This window comes from Nocardia sp. NPDC052112 (assembly GCF_040680135.1).
Lineage (GTDB): Bacteria > Actinomycetota > Actinomycetes > Mycobacteriales > Mycobacteriaceae > Nocardia.
Genome location: NZ_JBFAWD010000017.1, coordinates 174,696 through 195,517, shown reverse-complemented (window position 1 = coordinate 195,517; position 20,822 = coordinate 174,696). Strand labels below are relative to the sequence as shown.

The 20,822-nt window shown below is 65.5% G+C and carries 18 protein-coding genes and 1 pseudogene; 7 read left to right on the top strand and 12 right to left on the bottom strand.

Annotated features, from left to right (window positions below; all coding sequences use genetic code 11):
• Window positions 1–113: 113 nt before the first annotated feature.
• Genes AB0L58_RS29530 through AB0L58_RS29515 form a run of 4 tightly spaced genes read right to left on the bottom strand, consistent with a single transcriptional unit; the run spans window position 114 to window position 5,005 of the window.
• Entirely contained in the window at window positions 114–1,601 is a 1,488-nt protein-coding gene (locus AB0L58_RS29530; protein ID WP_364391483.1) for a pyruvate, phosphate dikinase, read from the bottom strand.
• Window positions 1,598–2,386 carry an SDR family oxidoreductase gene (locus tag AB0L58_RS29525; protein WP_364391481.1) on the bottom strand — a complete coding sequence of 263 codons (789 nt, stop codon included), beginning with the start codon at window positions 2,384–2,386 and terminating at the stop codon, window positions 1,598–1,600. The genes AB0L58_RS29530 and AB0L58_RS29525 overlap by 4 nt, the downstream gene beginning before the upstream one ends.
• Window positions 2,383–3,810, bottom strand: coding sequence for an aldehyde dehydrogenase family protein (locus tag AB0L58_RS29520; protein WP_364391479.1), 1,428 nt, complete (start codon window positions 3,808–3,810; stop codon window positions 2,383–2,385). The genes AB0L58_RS29525 and AB0L58_RS29520 overlap by 4 nt, the downstream gene beginning before the upstream one ends.
• Window positions 3,803–5,005 carry a cytochrome P450 gene (locus AB0L58_RS29515; protein WP_364391477.1) on the bottom strand — a complete coding sequence of 401 codons (1,203 nt, stop codon included), beginning with the start codon at window positions 5,003–5,005 and terminating at the stop codon, window positions 3,803–3,805. The genes AB0L58_RS29520 and AB0L58_RS29515 overlap by 8 nt, the downstream gene beginning before the upstream one ends.
• A gap of 156 nt (window positions 5,006–5,161) precedes the next feature.
• Here AB0L58_RS29515 and AB0L58_RS29510 point away from each other — a divergent pair, with 156 nt between their 5' ends.
• From AB0L58_RS29510 to AB0L58_RS29500, 3 genes are read left to right on the top strand one after another with little or no spacing between them, the layout of a single operon-like run.
• The gene (locus AB0L58_RS29510; RefSeq protein WP_364391475.1) at window positions 5,162–6,673 is read left to right on the top strand and encodes an AMP-binding protein; all 1,512 of its coding nucleotides are present in this window, start codon (window positions 5,162–5,164) and stop codon (window positions 6,671–6,673) included.
• 42 nt (window positions 6,674–6,715) lie between these two features.
• Window positions 6,716–7,330 carry a MarR family transcriptional regulator gene (locus tag AB0L58_RS29505; protein ID WP_364391472.1) on the top strand — a complete coding sequence of 205 codons (615 nt, stop codon included), beginning with the start codon at window positions 6,716–6,718 and terminating at the stop codon, window positions 7,328–7,330.
• Window positions 7,331–7,363: 33 nt separating this feature from the next.
• Window positions 7,364–7,588, top strand: a complete 225-nt coding sequence (locus AB0L58_RS29500) for a hypothetical protein (RefSeq protein WP_364391470.1) — start codon at window positions 7,364–7,366, stop codon at window positions 7,586–7,588.
• 100 nt (window positions 7,589–7,688) lie between these two features.
• Here the strand turns inward: AB0L58_RS29500 and AB0L58_RS29495 are convergent, their stop codons facing one another.
• The 4 genes from AB0L58_RS29495 to AB0L58_RS29480 form a co-directional block, all read right to left on the bottom strand.
• Window positions 7,689–8,453: an SDR family NAD(P)-dependent oxidoreductase gene (locus AB0L58_RS29495; RefSeq protein WP_364391467.1), complete on the bottom strand. Its 765-nt coding sequence runs from the start codon at window positions 8,451–8,453 to the stop codon at window positions 7,689–7,691.
• Window positions 8,454–8,585: 132 nt separating this feature from the next.
• Entirely contained in the window at window positions 8,586–9,773 is a 1,188-nt protein-coding gene (locus tag AB0L58_RS29490; protein ID WP_364391464.1) for a thiolase family protein, read from the bottom strand.
• A gap of 64 nt (window positions 9,774–9,837) precedes the next feature.
• The gene (locus AB0L58_RS29485) at window positions 9,838–11,235 is read right to left on the bottom strand and encodes a 4-hydroxyphenylacetate 3-hydroxylase N-terminal domain-containing protein (RefSeq protein ID WP_364391462.1); all 1,398 of its coding nucleotides are present in this window, start codon (window positions 11,233–11,235) and stop codon (window positions 9,838–9,840) included.
• A gap of 27 nt (window positions 11,236–11,262) precedes the next feature.
• The gene (locus AB0L58_RS29480) at window positions 11,263–12,060 is read right to left on the bottom strand and encodes a 5'/3'-nucleotidase SurE (RefSeq protein WP_364391460.1); all 798 of its coding nucleotides are present in this window, start codon (window positions 12,058–12,060) and stop codon (window positions 11,263–11,265) included.
• Between the two features lie 334 nt (window positions 12,061–12,394).
• Between AB0L58_RS29480 and AB0L58_RS29475 the strand changes: the two genes are divergently transcribed.
• Together AB0L58_RS29475 and AB0L58_RS29470 are read left to right on the top strand one after the other, a co-directional pair.
• Window positions 12,395–14,137: a PEP-utilizing enzyme gene (locus AB0L58_RS29475; RefSeq protein WP_364391458.1), complete on the top strand. Its 1,743-nt coding sequence runs from the start codon at window positions 12,395–12,397 to the stop codon at window positions 14,135–14,137.
• Between the two features lie 58 nt (window positions 14,138–14,195).
• Entirely contained in the window at window positions 14,196–14,711 is a 516-nt protein-coding gene (locus AB0L58_RS29470; protein ID WP_364391456.1) for a DDE-type integrase/transposase/recombinase, read from the top strand.
• Here the strand turns inward: AB0L58_RS29470 and AB0L58_RS29465 are convergent.
• Complete coding sequence (locus tag AB0L58_RS29465; protein ID WP_364391454.1) at window positions 14,605–15,603, bottom strand: group II intron maturase-specific domain-containing protein; 999 nt, start codon at window positions 15,601–15,603, stop codon at window positions 14,605–14,607. The genes AB0L58_RS29470 and AB0L58_RS29465 overlap by 107 nt on opposite strands.
• Before the next feature lie 82 nt (window positions 15,604–15,685).
• Window positions 15,686–15,979, bottom strand: a pseudogene (locus AB0L58_RS29460) (reverse transcriptase/maturase family protein); the annotation flags it as partial.
• Between AB0L58_RS29460 and AB0L58_RS29455 the strand changes: the two are divergent.
• Window positions 15,965–16,375: an IS3 family transposase gene (locus AB0L58_RS29455; RefSeq protein ID WP_364391452.1), complete on the top strand. Its 411-nt coding sequence runs from the start codon at window positions 15,965–15,967 to the stop codon at window positions 16,373–16,375. The pseudogene AB0L58_RS29460 and the gene AB0L58_RS29455 overlap by 15 nt on opposite strands.
• 250 nt (window positions 16,376–16,625) lie before the next feature.
• Here the strand turns inward: AB0L58_RS29455 and AB0L58_RS29450 are convergent, their stop codons facing one another.
• Complete coding sequence (locus tag AB0L58_RS29450; protein WP_364391450.1) at window positions 16,626–17,324, bottom strand: hypothetical protein; 699 nt, start codon at window positions 17,322–17,324, stop codon at window positions 16,626–16,628.
• 384 nt (window positions 17,325–17,708) lie between these two features.
• On the bottom strand, window positions 17,709–19,181 hold the full coding sequence (locus AB0L58_RS29445) for an APC family permease (RefSeq protein ID WP_364391448.1): 1,473 nt from the start codon (window positions 19,179–19,181) through the stop codon (window positions 17,709–17,711).
• A 395-nt stretch (window positions 19,182–19,576) separates the two neighbouring features.
• Between AB0L58_RS29445 and AB0L58_RS29440 the strand changes: the two genes are divergently transcribed.
• Window positions 19,577–20,788: an acyl-CoA dehydrogenase family protein gene (locus tag AB0L58_RS29440; RefSeq protein ID WP_364391446.1), complete on the top strand. Its 1,212-nt coding sequence runs from the start codon at window positions 19,577–19,579 to the stop codon at window positions 20,786–20,788.
• Window positions 20,789–20,822: the final 34 nt, after the last annotated feature.

The window sequence follows — 20,822 nt, the reverse complement described above, 5'->3', positions numbered from 1 at the left end:
TTTGCGACAACGCTATCACTAACCGCGGCCTCGTCGTCGTTGCCTGTCTGGAGCCGCTTACGCGTCACCACGGGGCTGGCGGATTTCCGCGCTGATCCGGTAGCCATTGCGACTCAAGCCCTTTCGAGGATTCCGGCGAGCGCGGCCAGTGGATGGCCGTCGGGCACCGGAGACGGTAGGTAGGACAGCAGTTCGGTCAGATACTCATCGCGCTCGACCGTGGTTGTCTCGGTGGCGTCACCTTCGAATACTGTGCCGGTGGCACCATCGACCGTGACCGTCTTTCCGGTCAGTGTGTCCACTGTTCCGGCGCCGCAGCCGACGACACAGGGCAGTCCGATTTCGCGGCAGACCAGCGCAGCGTGGGAGGTGCTGCCGCCGAACTCGGTGACCACCGCGACGGATTCGAACATCACCGGCACGTCGTCGGGTGCCGTGGCCGGACGCACCAACACCACAGCGACACCATGCCCGGCGAGATCACGGGCGAGGTCCAGATCGTGCACCGCCTGGCCCACCGCCGCACCGGGACCGGCGGCGATCCCGGTGGCCAGCACCTGCCGATCGGCGCGCACCGCTCCCGACTCCGCGATCCGTTCCACCTGTTCAGCCGAGATACGTTGCAGCGCTTCCTCTTTACCGATCACGCCGGAGCGCGCCAGTTCGACGGCGATGCGCACGGCGGCGGTCGGCGAGCGTTTCCCGGTGCGGCACTGCAGGATATAGAGGCGGTCGCTTTCCACCGTGAACTCGATGTCCACCAGATCGCTGTGCTCGGCCTCCAACACCGCCGCGACCCGCTCCAGCTCCGCGTAGAGCGCGGGCCGACCGGTGTGCAAGGTGTCCAGTCGGCTCGGCGTCTTCTCGCCCGAAACCACATCCTCGCCTTGCGCTCGGGCCAGCCATTCGCCATAGAGCACCGCGGCGCCGGTCGCTGGATCGCGGCTGAACATCACTCCGGTGCCGGACTGTTCGTCTCGGTTACCGAACACCATGGCCTGCACGGTCACCGCGGTCCCACCGCCTGTCCCCAGCCCGTGCCTATCGCGGTAGGCCCGTACGCGCTCATTGGTCCAGGAGTCGAACACCGCGCCGATCGCGGCCCGCAGCTGCTCGTACGGGTCCGCGGGCGGCTCGACGCCCTGTCCCTTCGACACGATCGAGGCGTAGCTGGTCCGGAAGCGGGTCCAGGTGTCCTGAGCCCAAGGCTCGTCACCGGTCTCGGCGGCCAAGACGTCGCGCAGCTCGGGAGTCAGCCCGAGGTTCAATACGGTGTCCATCATGCCGGGCATGCTCTGCGCGGCCCCTGACCGCACCGAAACCAGCAATGGGGACGGCCCCGCGCCGAAGCGCCGCCCGGTCTGGGCTTCGACTTCGCGCAGTTGGCGCAGTACCTGCTGCCACACCTCGTCGGGCAGCGCCCGGCCGTTGTCATGGTACTTCGCACACACATGCGTCGGTAATGCGAACGCGGGCGGCACCGGCAGGCCCATGGCCCGCATCTTGTTGATGCTGTAGGCCTTTCCACCGAGAGTGTCTTTGGTACCCGGTGTGACACCGTCGAGGGCCACGGCATCGGGGAGCGGCGAGGGTGGGTTCATCGGGAGAGTCCTTTTAGTGCGGGGAAGGGAGCGGAGCGGGTCGCGAAGAGACCGCCTTCGACGGGGATATCGATGCCGTTGACCCAGGAAGCGTCCGGCGACAATGCGAACGCGACGACGGCCGCGATCTCATCGGGCAGCCCGTGCCGTCCGACCGCGTCGGCGGAGCGCGACATTGCCTCGGCCCCCATGCTGGCGGTGAAGTCGGCCAGGATCGGGGTTTCGACCGGTCCTGGGCTGACCGTCAGTGCCCGGATCCGGCGCACGATCAAGTGAGCGGCCAGCGCGCGAGTCCAGTCGACGAGCACACGTTTGGAGGTGTCGTAGGCGGCCGAACCGTCGATCGGGTGCGCATGTAGCCACGCGTCCAGATCGGTGGGACCGTCGGCGACGGCGAGTTCGGCGATCGCTTCCGGGGGTTGGGTGTTGCGCTGTGCCGCGACCGATGCCACGTTGACGATCGCGGCACCGGCCGCCATCCGCGGTAGCAACTCTGCCACCAGCAGCTGGGGTGCGAACACGTTGACCGCCAGCACAATTCGCGCAGGAGCCGTGCCGGCGACACCGGCGATATTGGCCAGACCACCGATCGACGCAGGCAGCTGACGTGTCGCCTCGCGAATCGAGGCCGGGTCGGCGAGATCGCACCGCACCGTCGGCACACCGGGCACCAAGCACTCGTTGCGGTCGATGCCGATGACGTCGATCGAACTCGCGCGCAACCGCTGCACCAATGCCAATCCGATACCGGAGGCGGCACCGGTGACGACGATCGGCCCGGTCATGCCATCACCGCCCGAACCTCGGTGAACTCCTCGATCCCGAACATACCTAGCTCGCGGCCGTATCCGGAGTTCTTCATCCCGCCAAAGGGCACTGCGGGACGGTTCCGGGTGCGTACCCCGTTGATCTTGACCTGTCCAGCCCGCAGCCGACTCGCCACCGACCGTGCTCGATCGGTGTCGGCCGACCAGATCTCCGCGGACAGACCGTAATCGGTGTCGTTGGCGATGCGGACCGCGTCGTCGACGTCGGTGTACGTCTGGATCACGATGACCGGTCCGAAGATCTCCTCCCGGACCGCTTGGGCATCCTCGCCGAGTCGGGCGATGACGGTCGGGTCGACGAAGTACCCGTGATCGGTTGTCTCCGAAGGCTTTCCGGTTCCAGTCAGCAGGGTGCCACCCGCGACGACGGCACCGCCGATGTAGCCGAGTACGCGGTCGCGCTGACGCTCGGACGCCAGCGGGCCCAGGCGGGTGGCAGGATCGGCCGGGTCCCCGAGGGTGTATTGCTCGGTGTGGGTGCGCACCAACGTCGCCACATCGGCGAGCGCGGCGGCGGGCACGAGCATGCGCGTGGTGGCATTGCAGGCCTGACCGGAGTTGACCAGGCCACTGGAGAGTGCGCCGACGACTGCGGTGTCCAGGTCGGCGTCGGGCAGTAGCAGCACCGGTGACTTGCCACCCAGTTCGAGCGTGCAGCGGGTCAGCGTCCGGGCCGCCAGGCCAGCGACGGTTCGACCGGCGGCGACACTGCCGGTGAAGGACACGTGACCGAGATCAGGATGGACGGCCAGCGCCGCGCCGGTCACCGGGCCGGTGCCGGTGACGGTATTGAGAACACCTGGGGGACAACCGGCCTCGACAAACAGACTCGCCAGGACATTGGCGTCGAATGGTGTCAGCTCGGACGGCTTGAGTACCACGGTGCACCCGGCGGCCAGTGCCGCCGCGACTTTCGCGACGATCTGATGCACCGGAAAGTTCCACGGGGTGATCGCCGCGACGACGCCAGCGGGGCCGCGTTCGAGGGTCGCACCATCGATCGGCTCGACCCACGGGAACTCACGAGCGAGCCTGGCCATCGAACGCAATACCGAGGCAGGCAGTTCCGACTGGGTCACCTGCGACAGACGCAGCGGCATCCCCATCTCCTCGGTGACCAGCCCCGCGATTCGGTCGACGTCGCGGGTGAGCAGGTCCGCAACGCGCTCGAGCAACTCGGCTCGTTGTTCTACATCGCTATCCGCCCAGCTCGGCAAGGCCGCCGCCGCGGCCTCGACCGCACGATCGACCGCGTCCGGGCCGGATTCGGCGACTTCCCCGATCTGCGCCTCGGTGAACGGGTCGATCACCGGGGTAGCAGATCCGCTCGGGGTGATCCACTCCCCCGCGACGAGGCATTGCGCCCGCCCGTGCTCAGCCATCGATGCGCTCCAATTCGACCGGCAGGGTTTTGATCCCGCGAAAGAAGTTGCTGCGCAGGCGTGCCGCGTCGCCGACGACACGCAGATCGATGCCGCGCTCGACCAGTCTGGTGAAGAACAGCTTGGCCTCCAGCCGGGCGAGGTGGCTGCCGAGGCAGGCGTGCTCACCCCAACCGAAGCCGAGATGCTCGTTCGGGAACCGGTCGCCGATGAACAGGTGCGGATCGGTGAACGCACGCTCGTCGCGGTTGGCCGAGCAGAACCACATCACGACCTTGTCGCCGGCCTTGATCGTCTTGCCGTGCATCTCGATATCGCGGGTCGCGGTGCGCCGCATCGACAGCACCGGGGACACCCACCGCGTCATCTCCTCGACCAGCACCCGGATCCGGTTCGGGTTCTCGCGGATCGCAGCCCACCACTGCGGATTCTGATGCAGCGCCAGCACACCGCCGCTGAGCAGATTGCGGGTCGTCTCGTTGCCCGCGACCATCAGGATCAGGTAGTACGCATCCAAATAGCCACGGGCAAGCGGCTTTCCATCGATCTCGGCAGCGGTGAGCACGCTGACCAGATCATCGGCAGGACAACCGCGGCGCTGGGTCTCCAGGTCCCGGAAGTAACCGAAGACCTCGTCACGGGCGCGCACCGCCGTCTCGGGCCCCTCGGAATAATCAGGGTCCTCCGAGGCCATCTGATTTGTCCAGCGCAGCAGATGCGGGCAGTCCTCGACCGGGGCGCCGAGCAACCTACCGATCATGACCAACGGCAACTGCGCGGCGATCTTGGCGACGAAGTCCACCTGCCCGGCGCCGAGCGCCTCGTCCAGCAGCGTGTCGATCACGGCGGTGATGTCGGATTCGAGCGACTTGACCTTGGCCGGGCGCACATGCGGAGTGACGATCTTGCGCAGCGGACCATGTTCGGGCGGATCGACGTGGTGAATACTGCGTCCTCCTTCCCCCTCGGCCCGGCGGCTCGCGATCTGGGTGCCGTCGACGACGGTGAAGTTCGCGTGGTCGGCCGCCACCGCCTTGACGTCGGCGTAGCGAGTCACCGACCAGAATCCGGGGCCGTCGGGCTCGGCGTTCCAGTGCAGCGGATCGGCATCGCGCAAGCGGGCGAAGACCAGGTCGTCCTCGCCGCGCTCGAAGGCGCGCAGATCCATCAGGTCGATGTCACTGCTGGTTACCATCGGTGCTTCCCAGCCTTCCTTGCCTCAACAGTCATTTGCGACTGGATCTTCACTAAATCATAGATGGCCGGATTTGAAAACATCCCTTGTAGATCCGCCTCTACCCAGGTTAACCTGAGACTGAATAAGCGACTAACTGTTCACAAATGAGGTGTTGTGTACCCCCCAACCATCGCAGCCGAACGCCCCGATGCCGTCGCGTTCGTGATGGCGGCGTCCGGAACGTCGTTGACCTACGCCGAGCTCGACCGCAAGTCCAACCAGCTCGCGCACCTGCTGCGCGATCGCGGTGTCGCTACCGGCACGTCCTTGCTGCTGGTCATGGAGAACCGGATCGAGTGGCCGATCGCTGTCGCCGCGGGTATGCGCGCGGGTCTCTACGTCACGCCGATCAATCGTTATCTGACGGCCGGCGAGCTGTCGGCCCTTCTGGAGGAGGCTGATCCGGCGGCCATCGTCACCAGTGCCACCCTGCGTGAGTCGGTCGCCGAGGCACTGGCGGGCCGCGACGGAGTCGTGCGGTTGTGCGCCGACGGGGCTGGCACCGGTTTCGAGGATCTGGCGACCGCGATGACCGGCCAGCCGGTTACACCGATCGCCGACGAGTCGCTCGGCGCGCGGGTGATGTACAGCGGTGGCACCACCGGACGCCCCAAGGCATTCCGCCAAGAACTGCTCGGGATCCACCCCGCCGAGGCGCCGGTGCGCCATGCGGGGCTGTCGACCGTCCTCGAGATCGACTCCTCGACCGTTTTGCTCTCGCCCGCACCGAATTACCACGCGGCGCCGTTCACCTTCCAGCTGATGGTGCTCGCCGCCGGCGGCACCGTGGTCTGCATGGAGCGTTTCGAGGCCGCCGCCGCCATGGCCGCGATCAGCCGCTACCAGGTGACCCACTCACAGTGGGTGCCGACCATGCTGCTGCGGCTGCTTCGACTGGAACACCGCGACGAAATCGCCTTGGCCCCGAGCCATCGAGTGGCTTTCACCTCCGGGGCGCCGTGCCCGGTGGAGGTGAAGGAGCAGATCAACAAGTGGTGGGGCCCGATCCTGCACGAGTACTACGGCGCGTCCGAAGGATACGGATACACCTACATCTGCGCCGACGACTCACTCACCCACCCCGGATCGGTAGGAAAACCCCTGGGCGCCACTCGAATTCGCATCGGCGAACGAGACGGCGCACCCGTTCCGACCGGAACGGTGGGACGCGTCTTCTTCGAACGCCGCGCCGACTCGGCCTACCGCAACGCCGACGAGACGAGCGACGGCTCCGCCTGGCGCAGCATGGGCGACTCCGGATATGTCGACGACGACGGGTTCGTCTACCTCGTCGGCCGCGAGAGCTTCATGATCATCTCCGGCGGAGTCAACATCTATCCCGAGCAGATCGAGGAGGTGCTCGTCACCCATCCCGACGTCGCTGACGCCGCGGTTTTCGGTGTACCGGACGCGGAATTCGGCGAACAGGTCAAGGCCGTGGTGGAACTGCGTCCCGGACGCGTGGCCGGTCCGGACATGGAGCGGACACTGATCGAACACTGCCGTGCCACGCTTGCCCACTACAAAGCGCCGAAAACTGTCGAGTTCATCGACGAACTCCCCCGCACCCCCGCCGGGAAACTCAACAAGAAGAACCTGCGCGCCGACTACCTCGCCGCCCGATAACCCTCACGCGCCCAACGATATTCGAACTTCAGGAGGCAACTGATGCCCGACAACTTCGACGTGCTGCATGCCCTACGCGTCAAGGGCCTGTCCAGCGACGCCGTACTCGCCGAGATGTCCGGCATTCCCGCCGCCGATCTGGCCGACCGGCTCGCGCCGCTGATCGAGGCCGGACTGGTCGTGCGCAGCAACGGCCGACTGACCGGCTCCTCGCTGACCCCAGCCGGACGTACCGAACACCTCACCCGCCTCGCCGAAGATCCCGGCACCACCGGTGCACGCCCGCAGATCGAAACCTTCTACCAGGCCTTCCTACCGGTCAACGGCCAGTTCAAGACCATCTGTCACGACTGGCAGATGCGCTCGGAAACCGAACCCAACGACCACACCGACACCGACTACGACCAAGGCGTCATCGCCCGGCTGACCGAGGTCGACAAGGTGCTCGAACCCGACCTCGCCGCCCTGGCCGATGCCCTGCCCCGCTTCGGCCGCTACCGCACCCGCCTCAGCGCCGCACTCGATCGCGTACGAGGCGGTGACAACGCCGCCTTCGCCCGCCCCATGTACGACAGCTACCACGACATCTGGATGGAGCTGCACCAAGACCTGTTGCTGAGTCTGGCCCGCGAACGCGGGCAACACGACGAGGGCTGATCCGCCTCCGGCGGCGAGGACAAGGATTCCGATATGCCAGAACCCGACCAACAGTCGCGGGGGCACTGCCGCGTTCGAATCCTCGACGCCGGCTTGCGGCTGGATTTCCGTGCGACGATCGCGCAGGCCCACAACTTCGCCGACGCCATGGGCAAGTGGTCATCGGAGCTGAGCGTCTGTGTCGATCACGACAGCGACATCGACCTGCCGCCACTGCCATGTGCGCGGCTGTGGAGCCATCCACGATTCGCCCTGTGACCTGTACGCCAGCCTCCTGAGGAACGTCTACGCACGGACCGAATACGCCGCAAACGAAAAGGGGCGGCACCGGCTTTCGCCAGTGCCGCCCTTCGACGTGCTACCGCGCGGCCATGCGTATCGCACCGTCGAGCCGGATGACCTCACCGTTGAGCATCGGATTCTCGACGATATGCCGTACCAGCGCCGCGAATTCGGCCGGATCGCCCAGCCGGGACGGGTGCGGGACCTGAGCTCCGAGCGACCGGCGCGCCTCCTCCGGCAACGTCTGCAGCAACGGGGTATCGAAAATGCCCGGCGCCACCGTCGCGATCCTGATCTGGGCGCGCGCCAACTCGCGGGCAATCGGCAATGTCATCGCCACGATGCCACCCTTGGACGCCGCATAGGCGGGCTGGCCGATCTGCCCGTCGAAGGCCGCGACCGAGGCTGTGTTCACAATGACGCCCCGCTCCCCCTCGACCGCGTCACCGGCCGCCATGCGCTCGGCGGCCAGCCGGATGACATTGAACGTGCCGAGCAGATTGATCCGCACAATACGCTCGAAAGTCTCCAGCGGCAGCGGGCCGTCCTTGCCGAGCACCTTTCCGGGCGGGCCGACACCTGCACAGTTGACCACAGCACGCAGCGGCCCGCGTAGTTCTGCGGAATCCAGTGCGGCGCTGACATTTTCGGTGTCGGTCACATCACCGGCGACGAAGGTGACGCGATCGACGCCGAGTTCATCTCGGACCTGGATGCCGGGCGATGAGGGCAGGTCCAGGATGACCACATGGGCGCCCGCGTCCGTCAGTGCCCGCACGGTGGCCAGGCCGAGCCCCGAGGCTCCGCCGGTCACCAACGCGACACCATTGTCGATTCTCACTACATAACCTCCTGTGTATCGCGGCCGCGATACGTCGTGATGACGGGTCGAGTTCGCCGGATGGGCAACCATGCGGATGACTCGATCCGCGCCGTAGCCGAAATCCGACGTCGTATCGGAAGTGCCTGGCGCTCAAAGTCTCTCGATGATGGTGGCGTTGGCCATCCCGCCGCCCTCGCACATGGTCTGCAGGCCGTAGCGACCGCCGGTGGCTTCCAGGTGGGTGAGCAGCGATGCGAGCAGGCGTCCGCCGGACGCACCGAGGGGATGGCCGAGCGCGATCGCGCCACCAGCCGGATTCAGCTTGTCCGGATCGGCGCCGAAATGCCGCTGCCACAGCAGCGGCACCGGCGCGAACGCCTCGTTCACTTCGTAGGCGTCGATATCGTCGATGGACAAACCTGCGCGCTGCAGCACCTTCGCTGTCGCCGGGATGACACCGTCGAGCATCAGCAGCGCGTCACTGCCGGTGACCGCGAACGAGTGGAACCGCGCCCGCGGCCGCAGCCCGAGCGTGGCCGCCTTCTGCTCGGTCATGATCAGCGCCGCGGACGCGCCGTCGGTGAGCGGTGAAGAGTTCCCAGCGGTGATCGACCAGGTGATTTCAGGGAACCGGGCCGCAAGGGCGTCGTTCCGGAAGACCGGCGCCAAGGCACCGAGCCTCTCGGCGGTGGTGGCCGGGCGAACCGTTTCGTCGGTGCGTACCGTGCGCGATACACCGTCCTCGACCACGTCGACGGGGATGAGCTGCCCAGCAGCCTGCTCGGCGGCAACGGTAGTTGCCAGCCGGTGCGAGCGCGCCGCGTACTCGTCGAGGGTTTCGCGGTCGAGTTTCCACCGTGCGGCGAGCAGTTCGGCGGCAATGCCCTGTGACACCAAGCCATCCGGGTAGCGGTGCCGCAGCGGCGCCACGTTGGGGTCCTGGCCCATCGCGGAAGAGAACATCGGCACCCGGCTCATCGATTCCACACCGGCGGCGATCACCACGTCACTGGTGCCGGACATGATCGCCTGCGCGGCGAATTGCGCGGCCTGCTGGCTCGATCCGCACTGGCGGTCGATGGTGGTGGCCGGCACCGATTCCGGGAATCCGGCCGCCAGAACCGCGGTGCGGGCGATGTTGATGGCCTGCTCACCGCCTTGCGACACACAGCCTGCGATGACGTCATCGATCACAGCCGCATCGATGTCGTTGCGCGCCACCAGCTCTCGCAGAACAGTCGCCAGCAGTTCCGCCGGGTGCACACTCGACAGGGAGCCGCCCGGCTTGCCCTTGCCCGATGGCGTGCGCACGACATCCACGATCACGGCATTGTTCATAGGGATTTTCGTCTCCTCGAATTCGACTGGGCCGAACCACTTCTCGCGGTCCTGCCGACGGTGATCACAGACCGATCAGGCCGGATACGTAACTGGTGGCGCGGGTGGCGTCGTAGGCGCGGGCGATCTCCATCTTTTCCGCCTCCTGCGAGCCCTCGGCGTGGGTGGCGAGCACCGACTGATAGCCGCCGAAATCGCCGGTCAGCACGTCACCGATCAGGTGGATCAGCTTGAGGCGGCGCTCGGCGGGAACCGCGGCGGCGAAGTACTTCTCCAGTACCGCCCGCACCTGCGGGTTGTCCCAGTCCTGTCCGCCCGGGCCGGTGGCCACCAGTCCGCCCGCGAGGTCGAGGACGGTGGCGGCCGCGGCATGGAACCCGTGCGCGAAGTGGTATTTGGCCATATTCACCGCGAGGCGGTCCGGCAGCTGCACACCGTTGGCGCCGGTGATCGAGCGCAGTGCGGCGAGTTCGGACATGCCGCGGACCGTTTCGGCATAGGAGATCAGTTCGGTCAGCTTGCCACGCACATGAGCGGCCTTGCCGATGCCGTTGGCCTCGGCGACCAGGTGGGCGGACCCGACCATGATGTCCAGCAGCGGCAGTTTGTAGTTGATCGCGGTGAACCGGTGGTAGTCGACGAACGCGATCGCGAGCGGTCCGGCGAGTTCGGGTTGCCGATTCAGGAAAACCCTATCCTTGGGGATCCGGACGTTGTCGAACACCGTAAGGCTTTCCAGCATCTTGTGTTTCGAAGACACGGGGTGCTCGAGGCTGTTGCGCTCACCGTGCAGATACGGCGAAACGTACAACGTCAGGCCCGGTGTATCCACGGGCACAGCGAAGCTGATCGCATAGTCGGCATCGGCCGGGCCCATCGCGCGGGTGGGCAGCACGATCAGCTCATCGGCATTAGCGCTGAACGAGGTGTGCACCTTCGCACCACGCACGGTGATCGAATCCGCGTCCTCGTCGACCACCCGCAGGTAGAGATCGGGATCCGCCTGCTGATGCGGCGGCAACGACCGGTCGCCCTTCACATCGGTCTGCGCCACCGCCAACGCCGTGTCGTCGCGGCAGCACTGCTCGTAGAACGCGGTCGCCTTCTCCAGCGACTCCCCCGACAGCGTGCGCAACAAGCCGAAAAGAGCGTCGCTGCCGACCTCTTTCAACACGATCGTGCCCGCACCCAGCGAGACCACAGACTCGATCAGCCGCGCCCGGGCCGACAGATGCTCGGCGTTGCGCGGAATCCGGTAGAACGCTGTGTAATCGAACTGCCCATCGTTGGCGATCGCCAGTTCCGGCTGCTGGTCGGCGATCTCGTAGCACAGTGCCGAATGGTCTATCGCGGAACGGAATTCGTCGAATTCGGTGACATCCTTGACAGGCTCACCACGGTAGATGACCTGCCGGTTGTCGCGCAGACCCGCCCGGTATTGTGCGGCTGAACGTATTCCCATGAAACTCTCCCTGGTCCGAGGTATGACTCAATCGGTGATCGACACCGCGGCGGCGCGGATCGCAAGTGCGGCCTCGATTGCCGCCGCGGCCTCGACCGCGTCGCTGTTGTTATCGGTCGTCACCCCGCGTAGCGCGCTCACCGCGACGAAGTCGTCGTTGACCGCCGCCGAATCGGTTCCCACACCGAGCTTTTCGGTGTTGTCGTAGCGAAGCAGGCGAACCGACCCCGCGGATCGCTCGAGCGACAGACCCATCAGGCCACGTGGGGCCAGGGTGGTCATCCGCACTCCCTTGATCGCGGCGAGGTCGATATCGGGGACATTGATGTTGAGCAGCGTGTTCGGCGCACTGTGTTCCATCCACCCCACCGCGGCGACCGCGACCGCCGCCGCGGTATCGAAACGATGCGCGGGAGCGAACCCGCAGCTCACCGCGACCGCCCGCATCCCGAGCGCGACCGCGGACAACGCGGCGCCGACCGTGCTCGAATGCAGGACCAATCGACCGGTGTTGTGGCCCGGATTGATTCCGCTGATCACGAGATCCGGTGGCGGACCGAACAATCCGCTGCGAAATGCCAACACGGCGAAGGCCGGCGGAGCATCGAATCCGATCACTCGAAGATCCGGCAGGCCGTCGAACCGAGTCTCTTCGTACGCGATATCGGTTCCGTGCTCGAGCGTGCCCAGGGACGAGCCACTACCGCTGTGATCCGACAGCGGTGCCGCGACGTCGATCCGATGGCCGGCAGCGTGCAACTCCTGCGCCAACGTAGACAGGCCGAGCGAGTCGATCCCGTCGTCGTTGGTGACCATGATCCGCATCCCGTTGATCCCTTCTCCGGCACTCCGCTCGGCGCCTATCACCGACTTCAGACTGATTGTGACTACTTGTTCACATATTTGTCCACTCGCAATTCGCCCTGGATGCCATCCCGGGATCACCCTCGAATGAAGAAATCGGTAGAGTTATCCTGCGTTTAATGGTGATTTACCAAGCATCCGCCGACGGACGCATCGGTCACCGTTGCCCATTTTCCTCCTCGCAGAGACTTGACAGCGTGACTGCAATCACAGCAAACTGTGAATGTACAGTCGCTAACAGACCGCAGCGCGATGCTCGCGCGACCCCGGTCGTCTCGTGGAAAGAAGGCTTCCGATGGCCGAATGGCCCATCAACGACGATGCGTCGAAGGTGTTTCCCCTGTACTCACGGGCCAATGTCGGGGAGATCTTCCCCGACCCGATCAGCCCACTGAACGCGTCTGCGGGTTTCCAGCACAACCTCGAACCGGGCTGGCGCGATGCCTTCGTCGCGTGCCGGGTATGGAACCAGGACCTCTATGACGCGGCCGTGGACAAGAACATCATCCCGGCCTTCGGTAGCTACCTCTACATCAACATGTCGCTGATGCGGCTCTTCGGCGTACGCGTCCCCGGCATGTCACCCGAGGCGGTGGATCTCCAATATTTCGGCGATATGCCCGGCATCCCGAGCTACGAGAGCGAGCGACGCGACTTCGACGAGAGCCCCGAGCACGAGGCGGCCGCCGGCGCATGGCTGCTCGAAGAGGTGATCGGCGCGACCACACTCACCGCATATGACAACGACCGCCGCGCTGTTGTCGAGATCCGCGCGAACCGACCCGATATCGTCACGCTGACCGATCAGCAACTGCGCGAACGCATCACCTCGTTCGACTACATCCTGCGGCCGCTGTTCCAGCACCACATCGAAGCAAGCCTCAAATGCGGCGTAGGACTCGGTGCGGTAGCCCAGATCGCCACCGCGCTCGCACGACCCGATCTCGCCCTCAGCCTGGTCAGCGGCATCGGCGACGTCGACTCGACCGGACCGTCCACCCGGATGTGGACCCTGAGCCGTGCCGCGCAGGCGCCCGCCGTCGGCACATTGTTCGCCGAAGGAGTCGCGGGACTGTACGACCGCCTCACCGCCAGCGACGACCCGGTAGTCAAGGAATTCACCGGCGATCTCGACGTCTTCCTGCGGGACTGGGACTTCCGCGGCCCGGCGGAGTGGGAGATCCGCGCGGCGACCTGGGGCGTCAAACCAGAAATCGCGCTGGCCACCATCGACCGGATGCGGCACGTCGGCGATGACGAAGCACCGGATGCCAAGAACAGCGCACGAGTCCAGGAACGCGAGTCCGCGACGGCCGCGATCCGCGAACTGGTCGCTGCCGATGCCGAACTCGGTGCGCAGTTCGAAGCGACCCTTGCCGCGGCCGCACTGTGGCTACGCGGCCGAGAACGGGCCCGCACCACTGCCGCAATGGTGATCCACGAAATCCGGCTGCCCGCACTGGAACTCGGTCGGCGAGGTGTCGCAGCGGGGGTGCTGGACACCGCAGAGCAGATCTTCATGCTGTTCGCCGACGAACTCGACGACTACCTCACCGATCCGCAACGGTTCACCACAATCCTGCGCGAGCGCGAAACGGTCTACCTCGATCTGTTCGACCGCGAACCACCGTTCGTCGTCGCGGGCCAGGCCCCGGCGGTCGACACATGGCGACGCCGCTCCGAGAAGACCAGCACATTGCTCGCCATCGGGGAAACCATCTCCGGCGTATCCGGCTGCTCCGGCATCGCCCGCGGCCGCGCCCGCGTGCTGACCTCCGCCGACGACCCATCCGCACTCGAACCGGGCGACATCCTCATCGCGCCGATCACCGACCCCTCCTGGACTCCGCTCTTCGTCGCCGCAGCAGCCGTGGTCGTCAACGTCGGCGCACCGTTCTCCCACGCCGCCATCGTCAGCCGAGAACTCGGCATCCCCTGCGTCGTATCCGCCAACGACGCCACCACAAGAATCCCCGACGGCGCCCTCATCGAGGTCGACGGCACCAACGCCACCGTCACAATCCTCCCAGCTGGGTAACTCGACCGCCCCCGGTCGAAAACCCCACCGCGCCGCGTCACCGGACAAGCCCCTACTGGTGCCGCGGCGCGGACCTGCCCCCAGAACAGAGCTGTCGAGGATCCGCGACGAACATTCCCGGCGCGTACTGGGGTGGGCAATCGCCGACCACATGCGCGCTGAGTTGGTCGTGCACGCCGTGGACCGGGCCGTGTTCGTTCGTGGTGGCCGCTGCCGCGGCACGATTCTGCACTCGGACAGGGGCAGCCAATACACCGCTGCCGCGACCGCCGAAGCCTGCGCCCGGCACGGCTTGCTCCGCTCGGCAGGAGCCACCGGGATTTGCTGGGACAACGCCGGCGTGGAATCGCTGTGGTCGACATTCAGTCGGGTAGCGGGGACGCATTACGGCGTCCCCGCCCCCTCAGAACCGTACGTGCCGGTTGGCCCGGCATACGGCTCAAGCAAGCCCCCGAGGGCGTTCACGGTTATGCGGAAACTGTTGTGCCCCTGCGTTGTCGAGCGCGCAGGGAACGGTGGCAGGCGGTGTGGACGAGGCGGGTTCGGGTTCCGTCCGGCTGCCCGTGGTGGGTGAGATGGTCAGCGGCGATAGCGCGCCGGATGGTGGCCAGCCACCACCGTTCCCATTCCTCGGGTGATTCGGGTGGCTGGTCGGCGGACAGCACAGGATCCCCGCACAGAGGGCAGCGCCCGTCCTGCTGGGTGAGCAGGTGCAGGTTGTAGCTGTCCAATGCGGGCTTCACCTTCCGCCGCCGCGCCACCCAATAGTCACGCAGCTCGGGATCATCCGGTGATGCCGAACCCGTAACCAGCTGGTGCCGGACGATATTCGTCCACGCGAACCTGACCAGGTGAGGAACCCCGCCACCACTGCTGCGGTGGTCGCGGTCCCCGAAGACCCAGCGGTCGTTGCGGAACTTGTTGAACGTGCCGAAATAGCGGCGAGCGATCCATCGCCTCGGCTTGCGAGGATGAGTGCGGCAGGCCCACCGGAAAGTCAGCCACCACACATAGTGATTCAGCGCGGCAAACACTCTGCTGGACACCACTGGCCGGTAATAGGCCGCCCAACCCCGGATGATCGGATTGAGCCGGGCGATGACCGCCGCCGCGTTGGAGCCGCGCAGCCCGCGCATCTCCAGCGCGAGCCGTTTACGGATACGCTTGACCGCGTCCCGGCTCGGTGTGATCAGCAGCTTCGAGGGCCGAGGCCCGTGCTGCCGATACCGGCGGATGGTGACGCCAAGAAAGTCGAAGCCGCCGTCGGACTCGACATGCACGATGCGTGTCTTGTCCTGGTTGAACGACAGCCCACTCGGCGTCAGCCATTGCGCCAGCCTCACCTTGACCTGTTCGGCCTGCTGCTGCGAATAGCAGCAGACGGCCAGGTCGTCGGCATACCTCACCAAGACCGGAGCACCGGCCGCCGTCCGCCCGGCGGTGATGCCGCCGGTTCGGTAACGCACTCCTGCGGCCTCCTCCAGGCGCGTTCATCAGCAACGGGCTGATCACACCGCCCTGGGGCGAGCCCCGGTCGGTCGGTGCGAATTCCCCGTCTTCGAGCACACCGGCCCGCAACCAACCCTCGATCAGATCCCTGGCGGGGAACGAGCTGAGGCGATCGAGCAGCGCGGCGTGTCCGATGTTGTCGAACGCGGTCGAAAGATCGGCATCGAGAATCCACACCCGTTGGGCGCGTGGCCCTTTGAGCGTCAGATACAAGGCACCGATCGCATCGGCGCAACTGCGGCCGGGCCGGAACCCATACGAACGGGGCTCGAACCGGGCCTCCCACTCGGGCTCTAATGCGTTGCGGACCCGGGCCTGATGACACCAGTCCATGATCACCGGAATGCCCAGTGGCCGCTGTTCGCCGTTGGCCTTCGGGATATACACCCGCCGGACCGGCACCGGCTCCACGACGACCGTGAACGATGCACCCGCACCGCCACCTCCGCGCGGGCCTCGGCGGAAAGCGCTGTCTGTCCGTCGATTCCGGCCGTCCGGCGTCCTGCGTTGCGCTGGGCCTCCTATCGAGAAGCTCACTCACACACGCGACTTCGCGTCGCACAGCACGAATGCTACTACCGGCACACCTACGCCACCAAGACGGAATTGATTGCCGCAGTTGACAATTGGATGCACTTCTACAATCATCGGCGGCGACACTCGGCGATCGGGATGCGCTCACCGATCGACTACGAGCAGTCCCTCAAAACTACCCCCGAAGCAAGCTAACCTTGTCCACTTTCTCGGGGGAACCCCACCTCGCGCTTTCCCAAGTTCGCGTAGCGCTGAATACGCCCTTTCGACGCGCTGAAAACGTATAGCGCCGCTCGTCCACCTGAACAAACATTCGATCGGCTGGAAGTATCCAAAGCCGGCAGCACTAGCCGGGTTTCGGCCGACATCCCTTGCTGCCGGCGGATCTCGACCGCCCGAATCCGAGGGAGCCGGGCGGTCGCAGTAACACCGGAGGAGCGAGTCCTCAGAGATCACCCAGCGCGTGCAGCTTGTTGTACTGGTCGACCGCGGTTGCGATGCCGACCGGGGCTCCGACCATGGCACCGCCGACGATCGCTCCGACGCCCCCGACGGTTCCGGCGCCGAGGAGGCATCCGAATACCGCGGCGGGTACGGACAACATGGCCAGCGAGGTCGGCACAGCGACCAGCCCGCCGGTGACCGCCCCTATGGGGCACCCGATCAGCGCGCCGCCGATACCGCCCACCATTGCTCCGACGCCGGTAGCCAGACCGAAATTGGTCGCGACAACCCCGATCGCTCCATTGACGTCTGCTCGAGGATCGCGAGGGGCATCGTCGCTGACCGCCGCGGCCGGTGCGACGGTGCCAGCGGCCGTTTCCACGGTCTGGTTTTTCTGTGGGGCGGGCGCCTCGGACGGTGTTTGCGCGCCGACAGCAACTTGCTTGTTGCCCGGCGATCCGAATACGAGGTTCCCTTGGGCATCCTGGATCCTGTAGGCCCCGGCGTCGGTGGTCACGTTTCCGAACGGGCTGGAAATCTGCGCGGACTGTGTTGCAGCATTTCCTTGGTATTCGATCCCGGGCAGGATCTGCACTCGGACAGTCGTGTCCGGTGCCGAAGGGTCTTGTGCCGCAGCGTTTCCCGAGGTTGCCGCCATCGCGGCCAATGCTGTTGCCGTCAGCGCTGTCGCTGCGGCCACTCGGTTGAGAGTTCCCATCATTTCCCTTTCTTTTTGGCAAATATTTCGATTAGACGTTCATTGCGTTTTCCGTCGCTGTCCGAACAGTGGCAGCGGCACGTTCGGTGAATTAACTGGAATTCGGCATCGGTGAGCGAACGCGTTCCAGCGTCAACCAGCTGGTCAGCGCACGCTGAAGGTTGTTTTGTTCACTTACTCGATGTGTCCGCGCAGTGGATCGCTGCGTTCACTTTCCGGCGGATTCAGGCTTTGCGTAGACGAAAGCCGTTGCATCAGAAAGATTTTGAAGGGAGTCGGCAAGACTTCGAGGAGTCGCGGCCTGGGCGTTTCGTCATCTTCCGGTTTGGGCGGCAGGGGTAAGCCGAGCCCAGAGTTCGGGCGCGGTTACTTCTGTTCAGCGGTGTCGGATAGCTCGGTCTCGGGTTTCGACGGCGGCGTCGGATCATCCCAGATCTCCGGGGAAATCACGTCGTCGAATTCGCTCGCGGTGTCGCCGGCGCCGAGGAGTTCATAGCGTTCGGGGTGGCGGCGCCGCAGGTGTAGTCCGTACAGCGCGCCTCCGATGGTGGCGACGACCAACAACCAGGGAAGGGCTCCCACCACCGGGCTGTCCTTGCCGGAGACCAGCGAGAAGCTGTCGACGATGAGGATCAACGCGGCGACGAGCCCGATCCCTCCGATCGCCGGGGCGAGCAGGGTCTTCCACCAATGGAAGCCGGAGTCCTTGCGGAAGAACAGGATCACCGACAGGCAGGCGCCGGCCTGGATGGCGACGATTCCGACCACCCCGAATCCGAACAGCACCGAGCTGAGGTCCAGATACGGATCCCATCCGATCATCCAGCCGCCGAAGATGAAGGCGGCGCTGATGATCAGCAGTGCGATCACCGCGTGGTGTGGGGAGGCGAACTTCGGATGGCCGGCGCCGAGCCAGCCCGGCAGCAGCCGTTCCTTGGCCAGCGCCTGGGTGTAACGGGCGGTGGCGTTGGCAATGGCGAGCGCGACCGCGAACTGGGCGACGAGCATGAGCACCGCCATGGTGGAGGTGAGCCAACTGCCGACGTATTCATCGCTGATGGCGAAGAAGAAGTCGCCGACCTGCCGTGAAGCGGCACCGGATACCGAGTCGATGCCACGGGCGCCAACGGCCAGCCAGGTGGTCAGGCAATACACCACGGTGATCACGCCGACGGCAATGTAGGTCGCGCGCGGGATCGTCCGCCGCGGATTGCGGGCTTCCGGTGCATACAGTGCGGCCGATTCGAAGCCGACGAAGGACATGATGGCGAAGACCAAGGCCACCCCGACACCCGGACCGAACGCCACCGACGGGGAGAAGACGTGGGTCGGCAGCAGGTGCACGCCGCCCGTGGCGATCATCACGACGTCGAGCACCACGAGGCAGGCGACCTCGGCGGTAACGAACAGCCCCAGCAGTGCGGCACTGAAATCGATGCGCCGGTATGCCGTCACTCCCACCGCCAGGAACAGCAGTAACGCATACAGCGGCCACGGAACGTGGATTCCGAGTTGCTGCTCGAGAATGAGGCTGGCGTAATACGGGGCTATGCCGAAGCATCCGGCGAGGAAGGTTGTGTACGACACCAGCGCCAGCCAAGCGGCGGCGACGCCGGCGGGCCGTCCGATACCCCGCGTGATGTAGCTGTAGAACGCGCCAGGACGGGTGATACGTCGGCTCATCTGGGTGTATCCCACGCAGAACAACAAGATGAGCAATCCGGAAATGAGATAGGTCGCCGGAAGGCTGGCCCCTCCGAAGGCGAAACCGAGGGGGGCCGTTCCCACGATGGTCGCAAGCGGTGTCGATGCGGAGATGATCAGGATAACGATCCGCATGGTGCCGAGGGTGCGAGTTGGTGGCGGCGCTGCAGGCCTGTCGTGAGTCGTCATCGGCAATCCTCGATCGGTCGGGTCCGCGGCGCGGACATATGAAGCTACAGGCGACAGCCGCCACAGCGGCTGGAGGCACGGATGGTCGCCCGTGGTGGTTGGTGGGATGCGCAGGTATCACCCATGGGGGCTACGGGTGAGGAAGCACTCGGACTGCGAGTCACCCTGAACCAGGGTGACCGTTTTCATACGTACGTAATTTAATGATCCCGCTCACATTGTCAACCCCCAGGCATCGATTCGACTCGGCGCTTGACGGCAGGTAATCCGCGCCATACGATCCGATTTATCAATACGCTCGTATTGAAAAGACCGATGTCATCACCGCCTGAGGAGCATCCGTGTCCGTAGCGACAGATATCGCCGTCGCAGCCCGTTGGGACGGCAAACCACCGACCTCCGCCGAGGAGATCCTGCGGCGCATCGAGAACATCGCACCGCTCATCCGCGACCATGCCGACGCCATGGAAGAACTGGGACACTTCACGCCCGAGGTGAAGCAGGCGCTGAGCGAAACAGGCGTCTACAGTATGGGTTTCCCGCGCGAGTGGGGTGGCCCCGAGGTCCGTATAGACGACCAGATCCGCATTCTCGAAGCGCTGGCTCGTCTGGATGGATCGGTAGGTTTCGCGGTCAACATCATGGCCGACAGTGGCCTGTATGCCGGTCGTCTCGATCGGTGGGTTGCCCAGGAGATCTATCCGTCGATGGAGATGTCGACGGCCGGATCGTTCAATCCGCCCGGCAAGGCGGAGGTGGTCGACGGAGGCTATCGGTTGTCGGGACGCTGGCGCTTCGGTACCGGCAACATCGACGCGGATGTGATCCTGGGCCGATTCCGTCGTCACGTCGACGACGTGCCGCAAGTCGACGAGAACGGCGACCCCGATCTCATCGTTGCCTGGTTCCCGAACAAAGGCATTATCCGCCACCAGAACTGGCACACCACCGGCATGTCGGCCACCGGTAGCTGCGACTACGAGATCTCCGGAGTCGAGATCCCCGCCTCGCACAGCTACCGCTACGCCGACCAGTTCTACGCCTCGCCGGATGTGCCGCCGCTGAGCCGCCATTACGGCACCCTCACCGGGAACCAGGTCGGTGTCGTGCTCGGTGTCACGCGCCACGCATTGGACCTGCTGTATACACACCTGGACAAGGCAAAGACCAAATGGGGCTCCCAGGTCAAGGCCTCGTCATACATCCAGATCAAGACCGCGAAGATCGACGCGCAGTACCAGGCCGCCCGCGCCTACGCCCTCAGCACCTTCGGCGGGATCACCGACTCCCTGCTCGCCGGTGAGGAGTTGACCACCCAGCAGCTCGCCGACATGCAGTCCGCCCCGGTGCTCGCGGCCGAGCTCTGTCTCGAAGCCGTCAACGCGGTACTGGACCTGGTCGGTGCCACCGCAACGTTGAAGTCTCTACCCTACGACCGGGTGTGGCGCGACCTGAGCGCGGCGATCCGCCACTTCTACTACCGCGAGGTCCACCTGGAACTGCCGGGCAAGCACCTGCTGGGGATTCCGGTCGACATGTCCCAATCCGACTGACCCCAGTCACCCCGAGATCTGCCGAAGTCTTTCT